Genomic DNA, 20,192 nt, shown 5'->3' with positions numbered 1-20,192 from the left:
AGTGACTTACTCCGTGAATTTGCCTGGTGTCAGCGCCTCGCCGACCAGGCGCTTTTGTTGTTCGAGGTGGACCTGATAGTAGCCGACCGCCGGGGATGCCGAGCCGTGGCGACCGACGTAGCCGAGTTCCTGCCCGTCGCGGACGCAGGCCTGAAGATGGTGCCGGATCTGGAACCAGGCGCCCTGATTCATGGGCTCTTCCTGGCACCAGACCACTTCGGTGGCCTTGTCGTAGCGCGCAATGATTTCCTGCACTTCCTCGCGCGGGAAGGGATAGAGCTGTTCGACGCGGACCAGGGCGACGTTGTCGACCCCGTCCTCTTGGAGCTGCTTGGCCAGATCGAAGTAGACCTTGCCGGCACAGAAAACGACCCGCTTGACCTTTTTCGGATCGGGTCCGGCCGGATCGTCGATCACCAGCTGGAAATGGCCGTTTTCCAGATCGTCCAGCGACGAGGTCGAGTCCTTGTGCCTGAGCAGCGATTTGGGCGTCATGACGATGAGCGGCTTGCGGAAGCGCCTGAGCATCTGGCGCCGCAGCATGTGGAACATCTGCGACGGCAGCGTCGGTACGCAAACCTGGATGTTGGCACCCGAGCACAATTGCATGAAGCGCTCGAGCCGGGCCGAGGAGTGTTCCGGTCCCTGGCCTTCGTAGCCGTGCGGCAGGAACATCACCAGGCCGCACAGCCGCCCCCACTTGGCTTCGCCCGAAGCGATGAACTGGTCGATCACGACCTGGGCGCCGTTGACGAAATCGCCGAACTGCGCTTCCCAGATGGTCAATGTCGAGGGCTCGGCGGTGGCGAAGCCATATTCGAAGCCGAGCACCGCCTCTTCGGACAGCAGGGAGTCGATCACGGTCACGCGTCGGGGATCCTCATGCAACTGTTGCAACGGCAGGATCGAGGCGCCGTCGGCCTGGCTGTGCAGGACGGCGTGGCGGTGGAAGAAGGTGCCGCGGCCGGAATCCTGGCCGACCAGGCGCAGGCCGTGACCGGCGTCGATCAGGCTGGCGTAGGCCATGGTTTCAGCGAAACCCCAGTCCATCGGGCTCTCGCCGGCGGCCATCTGATTGCGCGAATCGATGACGCGCTGCACCTGCTTGTGCAGTTCGAAGCCTTCGGGCAGCGTGTTCATGCGTCCGGACAATTCGCGGATGGTGGCGGCATCGACGCCGGTCTGCACCTGTTCGCGCCAGTCGGCCTCGAGATAGGGTTCCCAGTCCACCGTTTCGATGGCCTCGTCCTCGCTCAACAGGTCGACGACAGGCTCGCCGGCATCGAGCTTGTCGCGATAGGCCTTGTTGGCCGCCTCGATCTGACCCTTATCGATCAGCCCTTCCTGAATCAACTGGTCGGCGTACTGCTTGCGTACCGTGTCGAGCTTGCGGATGACGCTGTACATGTTCGGCTGAGTCGCGGCCGGCTCGTCGGCCTCGTTATGGCCGAGCCGGCGGTAACAGACCAGGTCGAGCACCACGTCCTTCTTGAACTCGCGCCGGAAATCGGCCAGCACCCGGGTGGCGAACAGCACCGCCTCGGGATCGTCGCCGTTGACGTGCAGGATCGGCGCCTGGACCATCTTGGCCACTTCCGTGCAATACAGCGTCGAGCGCGCGTCGAGCGGGTTCGACGTGGTAAAGCCGATCTGGTTGTTGACCACGACATGGAACGTACCGCCGACGGCGAAGCCGCGCGCCTGCGACATGTTGAGCAGTTCCATGTTGACGCCCTGGCCGGCAATGGCGGCATCGCCGTGAATCAGGACCGGCAGCACCTGCTCACGGCGGTCGTCCCTGAGCCGGGCCTGACGGGCGCGGGCCGAACCGGCTACCACCGGATTGACGATCTCGAGGTGCGAAGGATTGAAGGCCAGGGCCAGGTGCATGGGCCCGCCCGGCGTGGGCACATCGGAACTGAAGCCCAGGTGGTATTTCACATCGCCGGTGCGGTTCGGGTCATCGCGCGCGATCTTGCCCTCGAACTCGGCGAACAGTTCGCCCGGGCTCTTGCCGAGAATGTTGACCAGCACGTTGAGCCGGCCGCGGTGCGCCATGCCGATGACCATCTCGCGCACGCCCTGGCTGCCAGTATGGCGAATCAGGGAGTCGAGCAGCGGAATCATGGTCTCGCCGCCCTCGAGCGAAAATCGTTTCTGACCGACGTACTTCGAATGCAGATACTTTTCCATGCCTTCTGCAGCCGAGAGTTTGTCGAGCAGTCGCTTGCGTTCCTCGGATTCGGGCGTGTAGTGGCCGCGTGCGCCCTCGAGACGCTGCTGCAGCCAGCGGCGCTGGTTGGTGTCGGTGATGTGCATGTACTCGACACCGATGCTGCCGCAGTAGGTATGGCGGCAGATCTCGATGATTTCTTTCAGCGCCAGGTGATCCGGGCCGGCTAGCGAGCCGGTGTGAAACTCGGTGTCGAGGTCGGCGTCGCTGAGGCTGTGAAAGCCCAGCTCGAGGTCAGGTACCTTGGGCCGTTTGCTGATGCCGAGCGGATCGAGCTGTGCACGCTGGTGACCGCGAACCCGATAGGCATTGATCAAACGCAGGACGCCCGCCTGTTTGAAGTCCTCGGCGGCGGTGCCGGCACTGTAATGACCATTGGCGGCGAGCGCCTGGAAATGGGCTTCGATCCGGCGATGGCGGGTTTCGGTGTCGACCGAGTCGGCCAATTGGCCGAACAGCTTCTGCCACTGTTCGGGAACCGACTCCGGGTCGTCGAGCCAGTGTTCATAGAAGGCTTCGACGTAATCGGCATTACCCCCGGAAAGATGAGAATTCCGGTACTGCTCCTGAAGGAAGTCGGTCATTACAAGCGCGGCCTGGATCGCGTCCCGGTCAAAGACGGTTGATTATAACGGGGGCACCGGATTGATTGGGCCGAATCTCCCGAATTGATCAGATATAGCGGTCTATTTCGGCGGCCATTTGTGCAGCATTGCCGATGTAGTTCGCCGGTGTGAGTTCAAGCAGTCGGTTGCGGTCGGATGCCGGGATGTCGAGATCCTGGATGAATGCCCGAAGCTTTTCGCGATCGATCCCCTGTCCCCGGGTCAGTGCCTTGAGCTTCTCGTAGGGCTCGGGCACGCCGTGCAGGCGCATCACCGTCTGCACGGCCTCGGCCAGCACTTCCCAGGCACGCTCCAGATCCTCGGCCAGGCGTTGTTCGTTGGGCGCGATGCGATCCAGGCCCTTGAGAACCGACTGCCAGGCCAGCGAACAGTAACCGAAGGCCGAGCCGAGCGAGCGCTGTACGGTCGAGTCGGTGAGATCACGCTGGAAGCGCGAGATCGGCAGCTTGCCGGCCAGGTGACCGAGCAGGGCATTGGCCAGGCCGAGGTTGCCCTCGCCGTTTTCGAAGTCGATCGGGTTGACCTTGTGCGGCATGGTCGAGGAACCGACTTCACCTTCGATCAGGTTCTGGCGGAAATAGCCCAATGATATGTAGCCCCAGGCATCGCGCGCGAAATCGAGCAGCACCGTGTTGATGCGCATCAGCGCATGGGCGACCTCGGCGATCATGTCGTGGGGCTCGATCTGGGTGGTATAGGGATTCCAGACCAGGCCCAGATCCTCGACCAGGGCGCGCGCCAGTGCCGGCCAGTCGACGTCCGGGCAGGCGGCCATATGGGCGTTGAAATTGCCCACCGCACCGTTGATCTTGCCGCTGATCTCGACCTGATCGAGCGCGCGGCGCTGTCGGCGCAGGCGGAAAACGACGTTCGCCAGTTCCTTGCCCAGGGTCGTCGGCGAGGCGGTCTGTCCGTGGGTGCGCGAAAGCATCGGCATTTCGGCCGTGTCCTTCGCCATGCCGGCCAGCCGGCGGTCGAGCTCGGCCAGCAGGGGATCGAGTTCCTGCACCACTGCGTGACGGATGATCAGCGCCCAGGCCAGGTTGTTGATGTCCTCGGAAGTGCAGGCAAAGTGGACGAACTCGGTGAACGGCTTGAGCGATTCGCGTTCGGAAAGCCGCTGCTTGAGCCAGTATTCAACCGCCTTGACGTCGTGGTTGGTGGTCTTTTCGATGGCCTTGATTGCCGCGGCATCCGCATCATCGAACTGCTCGAACAGGCGATCCAGAAACTCGCGGTCCGCGCGCGCGAGCGCGGGCAGGGCGGGGAAAGCGGGTTCGGCCGCCAGGGCCTGGAACCAGGCCACCTCGACGCGAACGCGTTGCCGGATCAGCCCGGCCTCCGAGGCCAGTTTTCGCAGTCCTTCAAGGCGGCCGGCGTAGCGGCCGTCCAGCGGCGAGAGTGCGGTCAGGGCCTGGATGTCCATGAGACTGAAATACCAATTGGGAGCAGGCCGGAATGATACCGCAGTCGGCGGGATTCAATCGGCGAGGAAATCCGCCAGGGTGTCGGAAACGGCGGCGATGCCGGCCACGCCGTTGAGATGACCCATGGGTCCCGGGATGGTCTGCAGCCGGCTGTTCGCACCCGCCGCCTCGAGTTGCCGATGAGCGTCGCGGGCGAGCTGTGGACGCAGCAGCAGGTCGCCTTCGGCGGGCAGGAACAGGGTCCTGGCCTGCACGCGCTCAAGGGCCGAGTCGAGGTCACCGTCGTGGCCGGCGATGAACAGCTGGCTGGCGCGCACCAGGTAGAGAATGTGGTTGGCGTCCGACACGAGGGCGCGCTGGCGGGCCCGTTCTTCCAACCAGTCGGTGACGGCGAAACCGCTGTCGATGCCGGCCAGCGCGCGGTCGGTCAGATTGTCGTGCTGCGGGAACCGGCGGTCGAAGAAATCGGGATGAAGGGCGTTGAGGGTGATCTGCATCAGGCTCGTGGTCAGGCCGTCCAGCGGTCGCTCCTGGCCGTAGTAGCGACCGGCGCGCCAGTTCGGATCGAGCCGGATCGGTCGGGCCCAGCTTTCCAGCAGCGCGACTTCCCACGGTCCCATGCGGGCAGCGCCGATGGCCGAGACCATGCGTTCGACCCGTTCGGGATAGGTCACCGCCCATTCCAGGGCCTGGAACGAGCCCATGGAGGCGCCGATGACCGCGTGCAGGCGCTCGATGCCGAGCGAATCGAGCAGCCGTCGCTGCACCTCGACAAAATCACGGATGGTCACGACCGGAAAATCGCTCCCCCAGGCCTGGCCGGTCTCCGGGTTGATACTGGCCGGGCCGGTGGTGATGACCTGCTCGTCGTGGACGTTGGCATTGACCAGAGTGTCGGCGCTGATGACGTAGAAGCGGTCGGTATCGATCGCCTTGCCCGGTCCGATGATGGCATCCCAGTAGCCCGGTTCCGGGTCGTCCGGGTGGTAGCGACCCGCGGCATGTGAGGTGCCGGAGAAGAAATGCGTGATCAGGATGACGTTGGAGCGATCCTCGTTCAGTTCACCGTAGGCCTCCCAGCCGACACGAACCTCCGGCAGGGTTGTGCCACCGAATGTCGTGAAATCCTCGGTCACGAACTCACGCTTATCAACCAGCAATTGATCGGCATTGGCCGAAAGCGCAAGCAGCAGAAACAGGAGCGGAAGAGATTTTTGCAGCATCGGTCGGGGCAGAGTGGGTATCCGGGCTGGAGTCTGCCATGCCCCGGACCCGAGGGCCATTGTCCCTTGGTTCAGGGCATGGATCAGCGGTACTGCCGCAGGTAGCGCCACTCGAACAGGCGTTTGGCCCAGTGCATGGCCCTGAGTGGAGGCAGGGTGCGGTTGGCCTTCTCGCTGCGCGTGACCAGGATGCCGCGATCGTAAAGGTCGACAATGCACATCAATTCGCTCTTGAAGGTGGCCGCGATCGGACGGCCGCCCAGCTCGGCCAGCAGGTTCCTGGCCGCGGCCTCGGCCTGCAGGTCGGCCATGTGCGCCTGCTTGGGCATCCACCCCGGGCCCGGGAAGGAACCGGCATCTCCGGCAACATAGACCCGCTCGAAGCCGCCGACCCGGCAGTGCTCGTCGGCGCGGATCATGCCGCCGTCGGAACGCGGCAGGGACGTATCGTCGAACCAGTCGTTACCGGTCATGCCGGGCATGAACAGGATCAGGTCGGCGGCGAAACGCTCGGTTTCGGTTTCCACGCCGTCTTCGCTGAAACGCTTGGGTTTGCGACCCAGGTGAGTGCGAATCCCCCGCTTTTGCATTTCCCCGAGCAGGCGGTCGACGGCTTTTCCGCCGAGGCGCTGCCCCGGCTTTTCGGCGGGGCTGAAGAAGTGCAGCGTGAAGCGGTCGCGACATTTTTGCTTGCGCAGCCAGGTGTCGATGCCGAACAGGAATTCGAACACCGGCCCCCCGCGCATGGCCGAAGGTTCTTTCGGGTTGCCGGCAAAGCCGAATGCGATCGAGCCCGATTGCATGGCGTGCAGGCGGTCGCGTGCCCGGGCAATCTCCCGAGGCCCGCCGCAGGGCAGGAAACTGTGTTCGATCCCGGGCAGTTTCTTGAGGAACTGACCGCCGCAGGCGATGATCAACCCGTCGTTGGCAATATCGCCGGCTTCGGTGTGTACCGTCCGCCCGTCGTCTGACAGTCCGTTGGCATGCGTGGCATGGTGCTTTACCCGCATGCGCTCGAAAAAGCGATCCAGCGGCACGATCAGGTCTTCGGGCTGACGCTTTCCGGTGGGAATCCAGATTGTTCCCGGGTAGTAGATCAGTTCGGATCGTGGGGACACGACATCGATCCCGAGCTCGGGATTCGCACGCCGCAGTGTGCGAACCGCAGTCAGGGCGGCGAATCCGGATCCGATGACGGTTACGCGTGACATGTCAATCGCTGTGTTTCAGCATGTAATCCAGCGTCAGGCTCGCCAGCGCGCGCACGCCGGTTTCCATCGCCTTCTCGTTGATGCGGAAGTCGGGCGTGTGGTGCGGCGCGACCTCCTTGAGCGGAACATCCTCGGGCGCGGCACCCAGGAAGAAATACAGGCCCGGTACCTCGCGCTGGAAATAGGAGAAATCCTCGGCCGCGGTCAGGGCGTCGATCTGCACGGCCTTGTCGCCAGCCACGCGCCGCAGGCTGGGGGCCATCGCCTCGGTCAGTTCGGGATCGTTGTAGGTCACCGGGTAGCCGCGCTCGATGTCGACCGTGACTTCCGCGCCCTGGCTGGCGGCGATGTGCTCGGCGGTGCGCCGGATGTCGGCGTGGATTTTCTCCTGCATGTCGGGATCGAGGGTGCGGATGGTGCCGATCAGTTCCGCCTCCTCGGGAATGATGTTGTTGCGCACGCCGGCGCGTACCCGGCCGACCGAGATGACCGCGGCAGCCTTGGTCAGTTCGGTCTGCCGGCTTATGACGGTGTTCAGGCCGAGCACGATCTGCGCGGCGGTGGTGATCGGGTCGACGCCGGTCCAGGGGGTGGAGCCGTGCGTCTGCTTGCCGTGCACGGTGATGGTGAACTGGTCGGAGGCCGCCATGGTGCCGGCCGGGCGGTAACCGATCTGGCCGGCCGGCGACGGCGCCCAGATATGCTGGCCGAAGACCACATCGACGTCCGGGTCGGTGAGGACGCCTTCGGCGACCATCATCTCGGCCCCGCCATCCTCGCCCGGCGGAGTGCCTTCCTCGGCCGGCTGAAAGATGAACTTGACCGTGCCGGGGAGTTCATCGCGACGTTCGGCCAGCATCTGCGCGACTCCCATCAGCATGGCCATATGCGAATCGTGACCGCAGGCGTGCGAGACGGGGACTTCCTCGCCCAGGTACTCGCTGGTGACATCGGGCGAGAAGGGCAGGCCGGCCCGTGCGGGCACCGGCAGGGCATCCATGTCGGCGCGCAGGCCGACCACCGGCCCGGGCCGCCCGCCTTGCAGAACGCCCACGACGCCGGTGTGAGCCACGCCCGTGGTCACCTCCATGTCGAGCGAGTGCAGAAATTCGGCGAGGGTCTCAGCCGTGTCGAATTCGCGGTTGGACAATTCGGGGTTGGCGTGGAAATGCCGTCGCCATTCGACCACCTGTTCCTGCAGCGTGTCGGCACGCTGGTCGATGTAGTCGTGCCAGTCTTGTGATGATTGCTGTGCTTCGGCGCCTGTAGTGAATTGCAGGGCCAGGAGTGAGATCAGAATTGGCCGGTACATGGAAAACCTCGGGTGGGGAGCCTGCCGCCATTCTTGCCGGGTCAGTACATGCAGCGCAAGTTCGAAGGTTCAGTCGGTCGAGGGAACGGCCTGAAGCTTGTCGAGCATGCTGTCCTTCTGGCGCCAGAGCTGGTTGATCCAGTCCTGGATGTCGCGGCGGTACTCAGGGTCGTTGTGGTAGTCGCCGCCGCGCAGGTGTTCCGGTATCGGGAGTTGGCGGACGTGAACCTTGATCTCGCCAACCCGGTTGGCAAGCAGGTCGGCCAGGCTCGGGCGGCCATCCGGGTAGGCGATGGTCACGTCGACCAGGGTGTGCAGGGCATCGCCCATGGCATCCAGGGTGAAGGCCAGACCACCGGCCCTGGGCTTGAGCAGATAGCGATAAGGCGAATTCTGGGTGTCGTGCTTGTCCGGTGTGAAACGGGTGCCCTCGACGAAATTGACGATGGCGACGGGCAGGTCGCGAAACTTGCGGCAGGCGCGGCGGGTGGCGGCGATGTCGCGTCCGGCCAGCTCCGGGCGGCGCTCGATCTGCTCGCGTGTGTAGCGCTTCATGAAGGGAAAATCGAGCGCCCACCAGGCCAGTCCCAGCAGCGGTACCCAGATCAACTGGCTCTTGAGAAAAAAGCGTAGCAGGGGCAGGCGACGGTTGAACAACTTCTGAAGAACAGGGATGTCGACCCAGCTCTGGTGATTGCACACCACCAGCATTTGCCCCGCCATTTCCTTGTCGGGCAGGCCCTCGACCTCGATGCGTGTGGCAGTAAAGTGATCAAGCAGCCAGGAATTGACGCTGATCCAACTCGCCGCCAATGCCATCAACACGCGGTTGCACGCCTGACGCACCGGGGTGAAGGGCAGCACTGCCTTGATCAGTGCGACCAGCAGCAGCGGCAGGATATGAACCACGGAATTGGCCGCCAGAAGAGCCCCGCCGAAGATTATGCGCGCCAAGTCACTCAGCTTGACCATCATGGCCGGCATTGTCGCATGAGCGCGGCCCATTCGGCCGGGACGACGACCCGGGGCGGTTATAATTCCCACCTTGGATTTCTTGTAACCTTCCGGACACAGGATCATGAGCGAATTTCGGACCGAAAAGGACAGCATGGGTGAATTGAAAGTGCCGGCTGACGCACTCTGGGGCGCACAGACGCAGCGCGCCGTCGACAATTTCCCGATCAGCGGGCAGCACATGCCCGCACCCTTCATACGTGCCCTGGGCCTGATCAAGGCCGCCTGCGCCGAGGCCAATCGCGAGCTTGACTTGCTGGATGCCGAGCGTGCCGCAGCCATCATCGAGGCCGCTGGCAAGGTGGCCGCCAACGAAGTCGACGATCAATTTCCGATCGACGTCTACCAGACCGGTTCGGGCACCAGCTCGAACATGAACGCCAATGAAGTGATTGCACACCTGGCCGACCCGGAAGGCGAGCTGGGCGTTCATCCCAACGACCACGTCAACATGGGGCAAAGTTCCAACGACGTCATTCCCACGGCGATTCAGGTCAGTGCTTGCCTGATGGCCGCCGAACATCTGCTGCCCGCGCTACACCATCTGGCCGATGTGCTCGGGAAGCGTTCGCAAGAGCTTGCTGACGTGGCCAAGACCGGCCGCACCCACCTGATGGACGCCATGCCGGTGACCCTCGGCCAGGAACTGGCCACCTGGGGCTGCCAGGTGGAAAGCGCCGACAATCGCATCCGGGACGCCCTGGCGCGTATGCGCTACCTGCCGCAGGGCGGTACCGCCGTGGGTACGGGCATCAACGCTCACGAGGAGTTCGGTCAACGAGTGGCCGCGGCCCTGGCCCGCTCGACGGGCTTCGAATTCGACTCGGCCGACAACAAGTTCGAGGGCATTGCCAGCCAGGATGCGGCCGTGGAGCTATCCGGCCAGCTCAAGACCCTGGCGGTTTCGCTGATGAAGATCGCCAACGATCTGCGCTGGATGAATTCCGGTCCACTGGCCGGATTGGGCGAGATCGAGCTCGAGGCCCTGCAGCCCGGCAGCTCGATCATGCCGGGCAAGGTCAACCCGGTCATTCCCGAGGCGGTGTGCATGGTGGCCGCACGCGTGATCGGCAACGACACCACCATCACCGTTGCCGGGCAGTCGGGTAATTTTCAACTCAATGTCATGTTGCCGGTGATCGCCGCCAGCCTCCTCGACAGCCTGACTATCCTGGGTAATGCCGCGCGCCTGCTCGCCGACCGGGCGATCGCCAGCTTCAAGGTGCGCGAGGACAAGCTCGAGGAAGCGCTGTCGCGCAATCCCATCCTGGTGACCGCGCTCAACCCGGTCATCGGCTACGAAAAAGGGGCGGCAGCGGCCAAGAAGGCCTATGCCGAGGGTCGGCCCATCATCGACGTGGCTGCCGAAATGACCGATCTCTCGCGCGAGGAACTCGAGCGGCTGCTCGACCCTGTCAAGCTCACTCGCGGAGGTCTGTGACCCTGGCTCGCAGTCCCTACATCACCCGCGCCGGGCATCGCAGGCTGCAGGATGAATACAAGGACCTGTGGCAGAAAAAGCGCCCCGAGGTCACCCGGGCGCTGAGCGCAGCGGCGGCGGAGGGCGACCGCTCCGAGAACGCCGAGTACATCTATCGCAAGAAGCAGCTGCGGGAAATCGATCGGCGCGTGCGCTACCTGCAAAAGCGCCTGGACGAGGTCAAGCCGGTCCCCACGCGGGAAGATCGGCCCGACCGGATCTTTTTCGGCGCGACCGTCACCCTGGCGGAAGATAACGGCGGCGAAGTCCGCTACCGCATCGTCGGCGTCGATGAAACCGACGCCGAACGCGGCTGGATTTCTATTGACTCGCCCGTGGCGCTGGCGCTTCTGGGGCGGTCGATCGACGACGAGGTCAAGGTACGCACACCCGCCGGTACGCGCCGCCTGGAAATCATCGACATCGATTACGGTGAGCCGGTCGAATCGGACTGAAGCGGCACCAAAGAAAAAAGGCCTTGCGCAGTTGCCCGCGCAAGGCCTTTTCGTTATCTGGCTCCCCGGGTCGGATTCGAACCAACGACCTAGTGATTAACAGTCACCCGCTCTAACCAGCTGAGCTACCGGGGAATGTGAAGCCGCATATTGTGCGGTTAGCGGTTGTTTTCGTCAAGGCGTAGGCGGAAAAAATCCGACTTCCTCAGTCCCATCAGTCGGCCTCATGGTGAACGACGCGGTCTCGCCCCCCGGTCTTGGCACGAAAGACGGCGGCATCGGCTCTGCCGAGCAGGTCGGCGGCCAGCCGGAGGGCATCTTGCTGGCCGGCTCCGGCCGAGGCTACACCGATCGAGATGGTGACCCGGACTGTGGCGCTGCCGTCCGCCGGTTCGAACTTGAGATCGGCGACCGCCTGGCGCAGTTCCTCGCCCAACTTGAGCGCGCCATCGAGATCGGTTTCGGGCAGGACCAGCAGGAACTCTTCCCCGCCGTAGCGGCCAAGCGCGTCGACGGCGCGAATCCGTTCGCGCATCGCTTCGGCCACCCGGGCGAGAATGCGATCGCCGAAAAGATGGCCGTGGGCATCATTGACTGCCTTGAAATGATCGAGATCGATCATGAACACCGATAGCGGGGTACTCTTGCGCACCGCCCGGGCCGCCTCGGCCTCGAGCTGGCGCAACACGGCTTCGCGCCTCAGCAGCCCGGTCAGTTCCTCGTAAGTGGCATCCTGGAACAGGCGCAGGTTCTCGAGGCTGGTCGCGACCTGGTGGGAGAACAGGTCGAGCAACTCGATTTCCTCGCGCCGGAACAGTTCGCCATTCTGCTTGTTGCCGAGGCAGAGTATGCCGATCATGCGGCGCTGGAAGAACAGCGGGACCAGCACTTCCGCGCCGGCATCGGACAAGGCCTCGGCCGCCGCCGGGTCCCGGCGGTGCAGGCGGTTGACAGTCAACGGACGGCGCAAGTGCTCGAGTTGGGCGAAGGCGCCGGAGCGAAGATCGAGCAGGTCGACCAGGTGTTCACGCGCTTCGCCATCGATACCGTCGCTGAATGTTGAATGCAGGGCTTGTCCGGTACTGTCCACCACAACCACGGCAGCCCACTTCAGATTGAGCGATTCGCGTGTGTTGGCTGCCAGTTGCTGAATCAGCGCATCGAGCTCGCTGTGCACGGATAGCGAGGCAGCGGCGCGGATCAGCCGATGGCGCAGTGCGCGCCGTTTGGGATACAGGCCACGTTCGACCAGGCGCTCGATACCGTGACGGATGGGTCTGAAAAGGATGCCGATCAGAAGCGCGATACCGGTAACGATCCAGTGGCTCGCATCCGGACCCAGCAGGCTTTCGAACCAGGGTAGCGCCATCGTCAGCAGCGCATAAAGCAGGATCATGACCAGCAAGGCGACCGTGCCGTAGACCAGCCCTCTTCGCACCAGCGAATCTGCGTCGAACAGCCCGTAGCGGAAAATCGCCAGGAATACACTGGCGGGGAAGATCAGCAGGACGATGTCCTCGACCAGCTGGGTCAGGGGCGAATCGAGCAGCAGCCAGCCCGGCCAGATCGTCGATACCAGTATGTAAATGGCCCAGGGCAGCAGACCCGTCAGGACCAGCAAGGCCTGATTGGTTTCCCGGCCGGCTGGTGCGCGCCAGACCTGCCAGCCGAGAATGGCCGCGACCGAAACCGCCCAGCTCACCAGCACGATACTTTCGGCGATTCCCAGCAGCGAGGTTTCGGCCTCCCCGGAGCTGAAAAACCACTCCTGTACGGCCAGAGCCGCCAGTCCGAAACCGGCACCGATGCCGACAAGGTAGTAGGCCGGAACGATCCAGCGGTGTCTATGCAGCAGCGGCAGGCGGCGAGGTATCAGGCTGACCAGATGCAGTTCGAGGCTGAGCTGGATGCCCGTGCCCAACAGCCAGAACAGCAGGATCACGGCCCGGGTCGTCCCGCTGAAGGATTGACCTTCCGGCAGGGCCATTTCAACCGCCACCAGCGTGACGAAGATCGTCAACAGGCGTGCGCGCATATCCGCGTGGCGGTAGCGGGCGGCCAGGGCGGCCAGTCCGAGGTAGGCGGCAACCAGGACCAGTTGCGCAAGCAGCCCGCCGAAGTTCATCGGGACACCCGGGGTCAGCGTGATTTCGATGTCCCGACCGTCCCTGTCGACACGCGCTGAAAGGGCCCGGCCGGGTTCGTGGTACCGCTCGAACAATTCGTCGAATTGATCCAGGCTGGCGACTGCCTGACCTTCCACGGTGAGCAACCGATCACCCGCTTGCAGACCAGCCCGATCAGCCGGCAAGTTGGGTTCGACGGCGTCGATCACGATGCCGGCGTCGGTCTCGCTGACATAGACCCCGATTCGATCGTTGCTGAATCGCCACTCGTCGATGGCCGACCACAGCAGCAGGGAGATGATCAGGGTCAGAGCACCGAGCCCGATCAGCTTCGAGGCGGTACCCGAGCTTGGACTCGTATTCCTTTTCACGGGTGGTCCATCAGTCTTCTTTTCGCCATCTTGTCCGGCCACAGTCGGGCAGGTTCAAGAAAGCATTCCCCTTGGTAGTCAGGTCCGGGAGTCTAGCCGAAGCAGGGCGGAAATTCCCCCTTGTGCCGGTATATGGAATCAGCATAGCGCGCACCCCATCACTTTTTGATGTCTGTAATGTGAATGATTACCCTGTTTCTGCCTTCAGCCTTGGCCTGATATAGCGCATGGTCAGCCTGGCGCAGCAGGGACTCATAGTTGTTGGCTGCAGTCGAATCGGAAATGCCGAAGCTGGCCGTGATGCTCAGACCCGGTGCGATGGGATCGAAATTCGTGGATTCGAGCGAGCGTCGGATCCGTTCGCTGATGTGCGCTGCCGCTCTTGCGTCCGTGGCATGAAAGGTCAGGGTGAATTCCTCGCCACCCCAGCGGGCAGCCTGATCGCCGGTACGGATATGTTCGCGCAGCACATCGGCAACTTTCTTCATGACCAGGTCGCCGACCAGGTGGGAATAATCGTCGTTGACGCGCTTGAAGTGATCGAGGTCCATCACGACCAGGCTGAGGATTTCGCCCCGGGTTTTGCTGCGCTCGAACTCAGCCGCCAACCATTCGTCGAAGGCACGACGATTGGCCAGCCCGGTCAGCTGGTCGATCCGGGCCTGACGCTCGAAATTTTCGGCCTGGCGCTTGAGCTCACGCGTCTTCTCCTCGACCTGCCTGCGCAGCTCGGCGGCGCGCTGTTCAAGACGATGAAGGCGCCAGCGTGTCATCAGCAGGATTGCGCCAATCAGGCCAATCGTGGCCACGACCCAGAACCAGGCGCGTTGCCAGGGTAATGGTGCGATCGTGAACCGGATGCTGGTTTCCGACCCGTTCCAGTCGCCGTAGGGGTAGGCAGCTGAAACGTGGAAGACGTATTCCCCCGGACCGAGGTTGGTGTATTCGGCCACACTCTGGGAGCCGCGTGACACCCAGTCGTCATCGAATCCCTCAAGCCGCGTCCGGTAACGGATGCGCTGCGGCATGATGAAGCCCAGCCCGGCAAACTGAATGGCGATGCGGTTTGTGCCCGGCGGCAGTTCGATGGGTGGCATCAACTCGATCGGCCGCCCATCGGCCTCGAACTGTTCGATGCTGACGGGGAGGATCGTTTCCTCATAGCGCGTGAGGTGCAAGGGGTCGACGCTGGCCAGGCCGACGGCGGTGGCGATCCTCACCTGATCGTCATGCCAGACCGCGGCCGGTCCAGCGCCGCCGTTGGCCTGCGCACTGATCATGCCGTCACCCTCGGTGTAGAGTTCCAGGTCGACGGTCTTGCGCTCGCCCTCGGCCACGGCAATTGCCTGATCCTTGCGAACGCGCACAATGCCGCGATTACTGGTCAGCCAGAAGCCGCCCTGACGATCGTCGACGACGTGAAAGAGCTTGTCGACAGGAATACCGGCATCACGCCCGATGAGGTCGGCCCGCCCGGTATCCGGGTGATAGCGAATCAGTCCACGGTCCGTGGCGAGCCATAGCAGGGGTGCTTCACGATCCTCGTGAATGCCATAGACGTACATCGCTTCGTCGAGGTGGCGCAGTGAAATGGGTTCAAAGCGATCGCCCTGCAATCGGGCCAGGCCGAATCCCGTGCCGACCCAGATCCGGCCCTGGCGGTCTTCGTGAACGGCAATGACAAAATCACCCGGGAGGCCGTCCTCGGGCCGGAAAACGCTGATGTCCCCGTCCTCGATCCGTGCCAGCCCGCTCGCCGTTGCGACCCAGATACGTTTCCTGGAGTCGACCTGGATGTAGCGAATATCGTTGGAGGGCATTCCCGTGCTGCGATCATGACGGGCGATGATCTGCCCGTCACGCCAGTGCAGCATTCCGTCGGAGTGAGTGCCGATCAGGACATCGCCACCGGTGGACTCGGCGAGGCTCAGAATCGACAGGTCGATGGGTCCGTCCCGGTCCACGACCGGCTCGATCTCACGCCCCTGAAGCCGGCTCACACCCTCGCTGGTGCCGACCCAGAGGCTGCCGTCGGAATGGGAGAGCAGGGCGCGAACGTAGTTGCCGGCCAGGCCCTGCTCGCGCGTGAGTGTCACGAATGGCGCCGATCGCAAGCGAAACAGGCCGCCGTTGGTGCCGACCCAGATGCTGTCCTCCCGGTCCTGGAAGATCGCCAGGACACGGTTGTTGGGCAGACCGTCTTCGGTACCCAAGTGCTCGATGCGGCCCTGCTGCAAGCGGAACAGTCCGGTGCTGATCGTGCCGATCCATAGCGCTCCGCCATGGTCTTCGAGCAGCGCGCTGACCGCCAGATCATTCAGGTCTTCATGCACCGGGCGAAACTCTGACTCCCCGCGGTTGCGCATGTAGAGACCTTGTTCTGTACCGACCAGCAGTTGGTCATCCTTGCGGCGCAGGAGGGTGAGTACCGGCGCAGCGGGCAGCCCGGACTCGGGTCCAAGGAGTGTTTCGCTGTCTCCGGATGCATGCAGCAGTCCTCGGGATGTGGCAGCCCAGATGCCGGAATCGTCCGGCAGGATGTGTGTTGACGAGTCACCTGGCAGATACGACTGGTCTTCGCCGCCCGACGGCCTGGCCGGCCGTCGGATCACTCCTGCACCCTGGGTGGCCAGCCAGAGCTCGTCGTGCGCGTCAATCACGGCATGCGAGATCATGGTGGGGGCCGGCTCGAACGGCGTCCAGTTGCGACCATCGGTCAGACTGATGCCGCCGCGGGCACCGGCTGCCAGCAAACGCCCATTCGGCGTGAGCGACAGGGACAGAACGCCGGCATCGGGGAGGCCTGTCTGGGGACTGCGTTCGAAAATCCGAAACCGGTGACCGTTGAAACGGGCAATCCCTTCCCAGGTGGCGAACCAGAGGTAGCCGTCGGGCGTCTGGGCGATGGCGTTGATGGTGTTGTGGGGAATCCCCTGCCGCGTCGTCCAGGTCTGCTGATGCAGCTGGTGCAGCGCTTCGTGGCCGGGATCGCTACGCGCGCCCGTCGGCGCCAGCAGCGACGAAATCAGGAGCAGCGATGTCAGCCAGCTCGCGTGAAACATATCCCCTTCCCAGGATTCGGGCGCAGTCGACGGAATTGGCACGCAGCGGCCGGCCGCCGGCTGTGCTGATCGATCGGGCCCGAACACGCATTATGTGCGTCTACGGGCTTGCGGCACAAGCCGGAAAGTGCTGCAAGTGCCGGTTTGGCGTGAATTTGTCGGTATTCGGGTATACAATTCGCGGCTTGCCCTGTCGGGTGCACTTGCGCCCGCACGGCCGGCATGACTTCCGACTTGCAGTCAATCACCCAATATCAGCCCCTTTCAAGGAGTTTGCATGGAGCGCACACTGTCCATCATCAAGCCCGATGCCGTGGCCAAGAACGTCATCGGCGAGATTTACACCCGTTTCGAGCGTGCCGGCCTGAAGATCGTGGCGGCCCGCATGAAGCATCTTACGCGCGAGCAGGCGGAAGGCTTCTATGCCGTTCACCGGGAGCGCCCCTTCTTCAATGATCTGGTCAAGTTCATGACCTCCGGCCCCGTGATGATTCAGGTGCTCGAAGGTGAGGATGCCATTGCGCGCAACCGCGAACTGATGGGCGCAACCGACCCCAGGCAGGCGGCTCCGGGCACCATTCGGGCCGATTTCGCCACCAGCATCGATGCCAACGCGGTGCACGGTTCGGACGGCGAGGAGACCGCGCAGGCGGAAATCGCCTTCTTTTTCGGCGATGATGAGCTATACTCACGCTAATCATCAGCGAACGCATGCAAATGCCCGCAGGGCCTGAAGAAAAAGTGAATCTGCTCGGTCTTGACCGGACCGGGCTCGAACGGTTTTTCGCCGAGCATGGCGAAAAGCCGTTTCGTGCGCGTCAACTTCTCCAATGGATTCACCAGCGCGGCGTGGCGGATTTTGCCGACATGACCGACCTGTCGCTGAAGCTCCGCGAACAGCTGGTCTCGGAAGCAAGCGTGCTGGCACCGGAAGTCCTGCGCGAGCAAATTTCCGGGGATGGCACGATCAAGTGGCTGATGGCGGTTTCCGGCGGCAACGCGGTCGAGACCGTTTACATTCCCGAGGCGGGGCGCGGCACCTTGTGCATCTCCTCGCAGATCGGCTGCATGCTCAATTGCACCTTTTGCTCGACAGCAACACAGGGTTTCAGCCGCAATCTTTCTTCCGACGAGATCGTCGGACAGGTCTGGCGCGCGGCCCGTCGCATCGAGGCCCTGCACGGTGAGGACCGCCGCATCACCAATGTCGTATTCATGGGCATGGGTGAGCCGATGCTCAATCTTGACGCGGTGCGGCCATCGCTTTCCCTGTTGCGCGATGATCTGGCCTATGGGCTGGCCGCCCGGCGCGTAACCATTTCGACTGCCGGCGTGGTGCCGGGCATCGATGGTATGGCCGATGGCGACGAGTTCGCCCTGGCCGTGTCGTTGCACGCGGCCGAGAACGAGCTGCGCAGCCGCCTGGTACCGCTCAATCGCAAGTATCCGGTCGAGGAACTGATCGAGGCCTGCAAACGGTTCGTGCGTGCGCGGGCCCGACGTTCCGTGACTTTCGAATACACCATGATCGACGGTGTCAACGACCGGCCCGAGCATGCCCGCGCCCTGGTTCGGCGCCTGAGTTGTCTGCCGTCGAAGATCAACCTGATTCCGTTCAATCCGTTTCCGGGGACGCCGTTTCACTGTTCCTCCGACGACGCGATTTTCCGTTTTCAGGAGATCACCCGGGCAGCCGGGCTGATCACGACGATTCGCAAGACACGCGGCGATGACATCGACGCGGCCTGTGGCCAATTGGTGGGCAAGCTGCTCAGCCCGAATCAGCGCCGAGTGATCGTGCAGCAGCAACTGGCACGGCAGGCGGTGGCTTCCTGATGCGTTGCCGGCGCATCATCCTGGCGGTGCTCTTGGCAGCCTTGCTGGGTGGATGTGCCACTTCCAATGTTGAGCCGGATTACTCGGGTTCGGGCCGCAGCGGCATGGACCGCGTCAGTCCCGTACGTGCCGCTGATATCAATACCCGCCTGGGTGTGGGCTACTTCGAGCGCGGCGATCTGCAACTCGCCGTCGAAAAACTCGAGCGCGCAATCGAGCTGGATCCCGTGCACGTGCCGGCGCACGTCACCATGGCCCTGGTGCGCGAGCGACTCGGGCAGTCGTCCCGGGCCCGCAGGCATTACCGGGAAGCTGTCGAACTGGCGCCGGGCGATGGTGCGACGCTCAACAGCTATGCAGCCTTCCTGTGCCGTAACGGTGAATACGCCGAGGCTGAAAAGTTATTCGATCGTGCGGTCAACGATCCCTTCTACCGCACGCCGGAGGTCGCCTATACCAATGCTGGCGCCTGCGCGTTGCGTAACGACGAGCATGAGCAGGCGCTGGGCTACTTGCGAGAGGCGCTTGAGCACGATGAGCAGTATGCCGCCGCACTCTATCAGCTGGCCCGGGTTTACGTCGCGCGAGACGAAGCGTTTCGGGGCCGGGCATTTCTGCAGCGCTATGAATCGGTGGCCGGTGCAGATCCGGCGTCGCTCGCCCTGGGATACCGAATCGAGCGGGAACTGGGCAATGAGAGCGAGGCGGCGCGTTACTTCCAGCGCCTTGAGGCGGAGTTTCCCAATTCGAACGAAGCGCGAGAACTCAGACAATTAACCAGTAAAGATGATTGAAGAAACCAGCGAATCTCAATTCCGGGCAGACAACGAAGACAGGATGACGCAGTACCGGCAGGTCGGTGAGCGACTTGCGAGTCGGCGAAAGTCGCTCGGTCTTGAACAGAAGGATGTGGCCCAACGGCTCAGGCTGCCGGGAATGGTCATCAATGACATTGAAAGTGGGCAGATCGATCGGCTTTCGGGGCTCTACCGGCGCGGCTATCTCAGAAACTACGCCCGCCTGCTCGAGCTCGACCCCGACGAATTGCTTGCGGCGATCGGTGAGGACGCGCCGCCGGCGCTCAAGGACGTATTGCCCGCGCCACGGCGGGAGTGGCGGTTCGAGCGATATCTCAAGATAGCGACCTATGTTCTTGTTACAACTGTAATTGTCCCACCCTTGGCCTATTTCTTCATCGCCGGTGGATCGCGCATGCTTGAACGCGATCCTGCAGCGTCGTCTGATCAAGCTCCGGTCCTGGAGTCGGCTGAAACGGTGCAGGCGGCTGATCGCGCAAAGCCACCCGTTGCCGACACGGAACGGTCCATGGCTGAGGCCGCTTCCGGGCGCGAGGCGGGGCACGTCTCGGCCTCGGCCCTGCCGCTTTCGCCGATGCGGCTGGGTCGCGAATCGGAAGCCGAGACACGCGAGCTGCCGTCGGAAGCCGCTGAGGTATTGGACGAGAATTCGGTCGATGTGCTCAGCGAGTTGACGGAGTTGCAGCTCGAGCTGGTTGAAGACAGCTGGATCGAGATACACGATGCCGACGGCGAGCGACTGGAATACGATTTGCTACGCGATGGCCAGGTCCGGAACTATCAGGGCCGGGCGCCGTTCCGGGTCGTTCTGGGACGCTCGAGTGCCGTCGAACTTCAGGTCAATGGGCAGTCCGTTGTGTGGGATGGGCACGATCGAGGCGATATGACCGAGCTCAAGGTTGCAGCCGATGGCGGGGTTGCGCGCTGACCGCCCGCTTACCGGTCGAAACCCAGCTGGTCAGAAGCCCGCCGTCGGCGGGCTTGTCGTTTTTGCAGGA

General features: G+C 63.3%; 14 protein-coding genes and 1 tRNA gene. 6 read left to right on the top strand and 9 right to left on the bottom strand.

From position 1 onward, the window contains the following. Positions 1–6 precede the first annotated feature (6 nt). From G4Y73_RS07660 to G4Y73_RS07635, 6 genes are all read right to left on the bottom strand, one after another. Positions 7–2,817 (bottom strand): 2-oxoglutarate dehydrogenase E1 component, encoded by a 2,811-nt coding sequence (locus tag G4Y73_RS07660; protein ID WP_164230963.1) that lies wholly within the window; start codon positions 2,815–2,817, stop codon positions 7–9. 88 nt (positions 2,818–2,905) lie between these two features. Next, a complete protein-coding gene (gene purB / locus G4Y73_RS07655; RefSeq protein WP_164230962.1) occupies positions 2,906–4,285 on the bottom strand; it encodes an adenylosuccinate lyase in 1,380 nt (459 codons plus the stop codon). A 54-nt stretch (positions 4,286–4,339) separates the two neighbouring features. Next, the gene (locus G4Y73_RS07650; protein ID WP_164230961.1) at positions 4,340–5,509 is read right to left on the bottom strand and encodes a homoserine O-acetyltransferase; all 1,170 of its coding nucleotides are present in this window, start codon (positions 5,507–5,509) and stop codon (positions 4,340–4,342) included. An 83-nt stretch (positions 5,510–5,592) separates the two neighbouring features. Next, positions 5,593–6,720, bottom strand: a complete 1,128-nt coding sequence (locus G4Y73_RS07645) for an FAD/NAD(P)-binding oxidoreductase (RefSeq protein ID WP_164230960.1) — start codon at positions 6,718–6,720, stop codon at positions 5,593–5,595. 1 nt (position 6,721) lies between these two features. Next, entirely contained in the window at positions 6,722–8,032 is a 1,311-nt protein-coding gene (locus G4Y73_RS07640; protein WP_164230959.1) for an amidohydrolase, read from the bottom strand. A 69-nt stretch (positions 8,033–8,101) separates the two neighbouring features. Further along, complete coding sequence (locus tag G4Y73_RS07635; protein ID WP_164230958.1) at positions 8,102–9,007, bottom strand: acyltransferase; 906 nt, start codon at positions 9,005–9,007, stop codon at positions 8,102–8,104. Positions 9,008–9,110: 103 nt separating this feature from the next. Here G4Y73_RS07635 and G4Y73_RS07630 point away from each other — a divergent pair, with 103 nt between their 5' ends. Both G4Y73_RS07630 and greB read left to right on the top strand, forming a co-directional pair. Further along, on the top strand, positions 9,111–10,487 hold the full coding sequence (locus G4Y73_RS07630; protein WP_164230957.1) for a class II fumarate hydratase: 1,377 nt from the start codon (positions 9,111–9,113) through the stop codon (positions 10,485–10,487). Next, the gene (greB, locus tag G4Y73_RS07625; RefSeq protein ID WP_346426835.1) at positions 10,484–10,981 is read left to right on the top strand and encodes a transcription elongation factor GreB; all 498 of its coding nucleotides are present in this window, start codon (positions 10,484–10,486) and stop codon (positions 10,979–10,981) included. The genes G4Y73_RS07630 and greB overlap by 4 nt, the downstream gene beginning before the upstream one ends. Positions 10,982–11,039: 58 nt before the next feature. Here greB and G4Y73_RS07620 read toward each other — a convergent pair. From G4Y73_RS07620 to G4Y73_RS07610, 3 genes are all read right to left on the bottom strand, one after another. Continuing rightward, positions 11,040–11,116: transfer RNA gene (locus G4Y73_RS07620), tRNA-Asn, on the bottom strand. Positions 11,117–11,195: 79 nt separating this feature from the next. Further along, positions 11,196–13,478: a diguanylate cyclase gene (locus tag G4Y73_RS07615; RefSeq protein WP_164230956.1), complete on the bottom strand. Its 2,283-nt coding sequence runs from the start codon at positions 13,476–13,478 to the stop codon at positions 11,196–11,198. Positions 13,479–13,636: 158 nt separating this feature from the next. Continuing rightward, positions 13,637–16,540 carry a ligand-binding sensor domain-containing diguanylate cyclase gene (locus G4Y73_RS07610; protein ID WP_164230955.1) on the bottom strand — a complete coding sequence of 968 codons (2,904 nt, stop codon included), beginning with the start codon at positions 16,538–16,540 and terminating at the stop codon, positions 13,637–13,639. Positions 16,541–16,817: 277 nt separating this feature from the next. Here G4Y73_RS07610 and ndk point away from each other — a divergent pair, with 277 nt between their 5' ends. The 4 genes from ndk to G4Y73_RS07590 are packed head-to-tail and all read left to right on the top strand — an operon-like array spanning position 16,818 to position 20,122. After that, positions 16,818–17,237 (top strand): nucleoside-diphosphate kinase, encoded by a 420-nt coding sequence (ndk, locus tag G4Y73_RS07605; RefSeq protein ID WP_164230954.1) that lies wholly within the window; start codon positions 16,818–16,820, stop codon positions 17,235–17,237. Between the two features lie 44 nt (positions 17,238–17,281). Further along, positions 17,282–18,376 (top strand): 23S rRNA (adenine(2503)-C(2))-methyltransferase RlmN, encoded by a 1,095-nt coding sequence (gene rlmN / locus G4Y73_RS07600; RefSeq protein WP_346426834.1) that lies wholly within the window; start codon positions 17,282–17,284, stop codon positions 18,374–18,376. Continuing rightward, complete coding sequence (pilW, locus tag G4Y73_RS07595; RefSeq protein WP_164230952.1) at positions 18,376–19,170, top strand: type IV pilus biogenesis/stability protein PilW; 795 nt, start codon at positions 18,376–18,378, stop codon at positions 19,168–19,170. The genes rlmN and pilW overlap by 1 nt, the downstream gene beginning before the upstream one ends. A gap of 43 nt (positions 19,171–19,213) precedes the next feature. Continuing rightward, positions 19,214–20,122 carry a RodZ domain-containing protein gene (locus G4Y73_RS07590; protein ID WP_164230951.1) on the top strand — a complete coding sequence of 303 codons (909 nt, stop codon included), beginning with the start codon at positions 19,214–19,216 and terminating at the stop codon, positions 20,120–20,122. Positions 20,123–20,192: the final 70 nt, after the last annotated feature.

Source organism: Wenzhouxiangella sp. XN201 (genome assembly GCF_011008905.1).
In the GTDB taxonomy this organism is placed as follows: domain Bacteria; phylum Pseudomonadota; class Gammaproteobacteria; order Xanthomonadales; family Wenzhouxiangellaceae; genus Wenzhouxiangella.
This window is presented reverse-complemented; position numbering and strand designations above follow the sequence as displayed.

Excerpts from the sequence above, each read along its gene's own strand:
- G4Y73_RS07660 (WP_164230963.1), bottom strand. The coding sequence starts at position 2,817 with ATGACCGACTTCCTTCAGGAGCAGTACCGGAATTCTCATCTTTCCGGG.
- purB (WP_164230962.1), bottom strand. The coding sequence starts at position 4,285 with ATGGACATCCAGGCCCTGACCGCACTCTCGCCGCTGGACGGCCGCTAC.
- G4Y73_RS07650 (WP_164230961.1), bottom strand. The coding sequence starts at position 5,509 with ATGCTGCAAAAATCTCTTCCGCTCCTGTTTCTGCTGCTTGCGCTTTCG.
- G4Y73_RS07645 (WP_164230960.1), bottom strand. The coding sequence starts at position 6,720 with ATGTCACGCGTAACCGTCATCGGATCCGGATTCGCCGCCCTGACTGCG.
- G4Y73_RS07640 (WP_164230959.1), bottom strand. The coding sequence starts at position 8,032 with ATGTACCGGCCAATTCTGATCTCACTCCTGGCCCTGCAATTCACTACA.
- G4Y73_RS07635 (WP_164230958.1), bottom strand. The coding sequence starts at position 9,007 with ATGATGGTCAAGCTGAGTGACTTGGCGCGCATAATCTTCGGCGGGGCT.
- G4Y73_RS07630 (WP_164230957.1), top strand. The coding sequence starts at position 9,111 with ATGAGCGAATTTCGGACCGAAAAGGACAGCATGGGTGAATTGAAAGTG.
- G4Y73_RS07610 (WP_164230955.1), bottom strand. The coding sequence starts at position 16,540 with ATGTTTCACGCGAGCTGGCTGACATCGCTGCTCCTGATTTCGTCGCTG.
- ndk (WP_164230954.1), top strand. The coding sequence starts at position 16,818 with ATGGAGCGCACACTGTCCATCATCAAGCCCGATGCCGTGGCCAAGAAC.
- pilW (WP_164230952.1), top strand. The coding sequence starts at position 18,376 with ATGCGTTGCCGGCGCATCATCCTGGCGGTGCTCTTGGCAGCCTTGCTG.
- G4Y73_RS07590 (WP_164230951.1), top strand. The coding sequence starts at position 19,214 with ATGACGCAGTACCGGCAGGTCGGTGAGCGACTTGCGAGTCGGCGAAAG.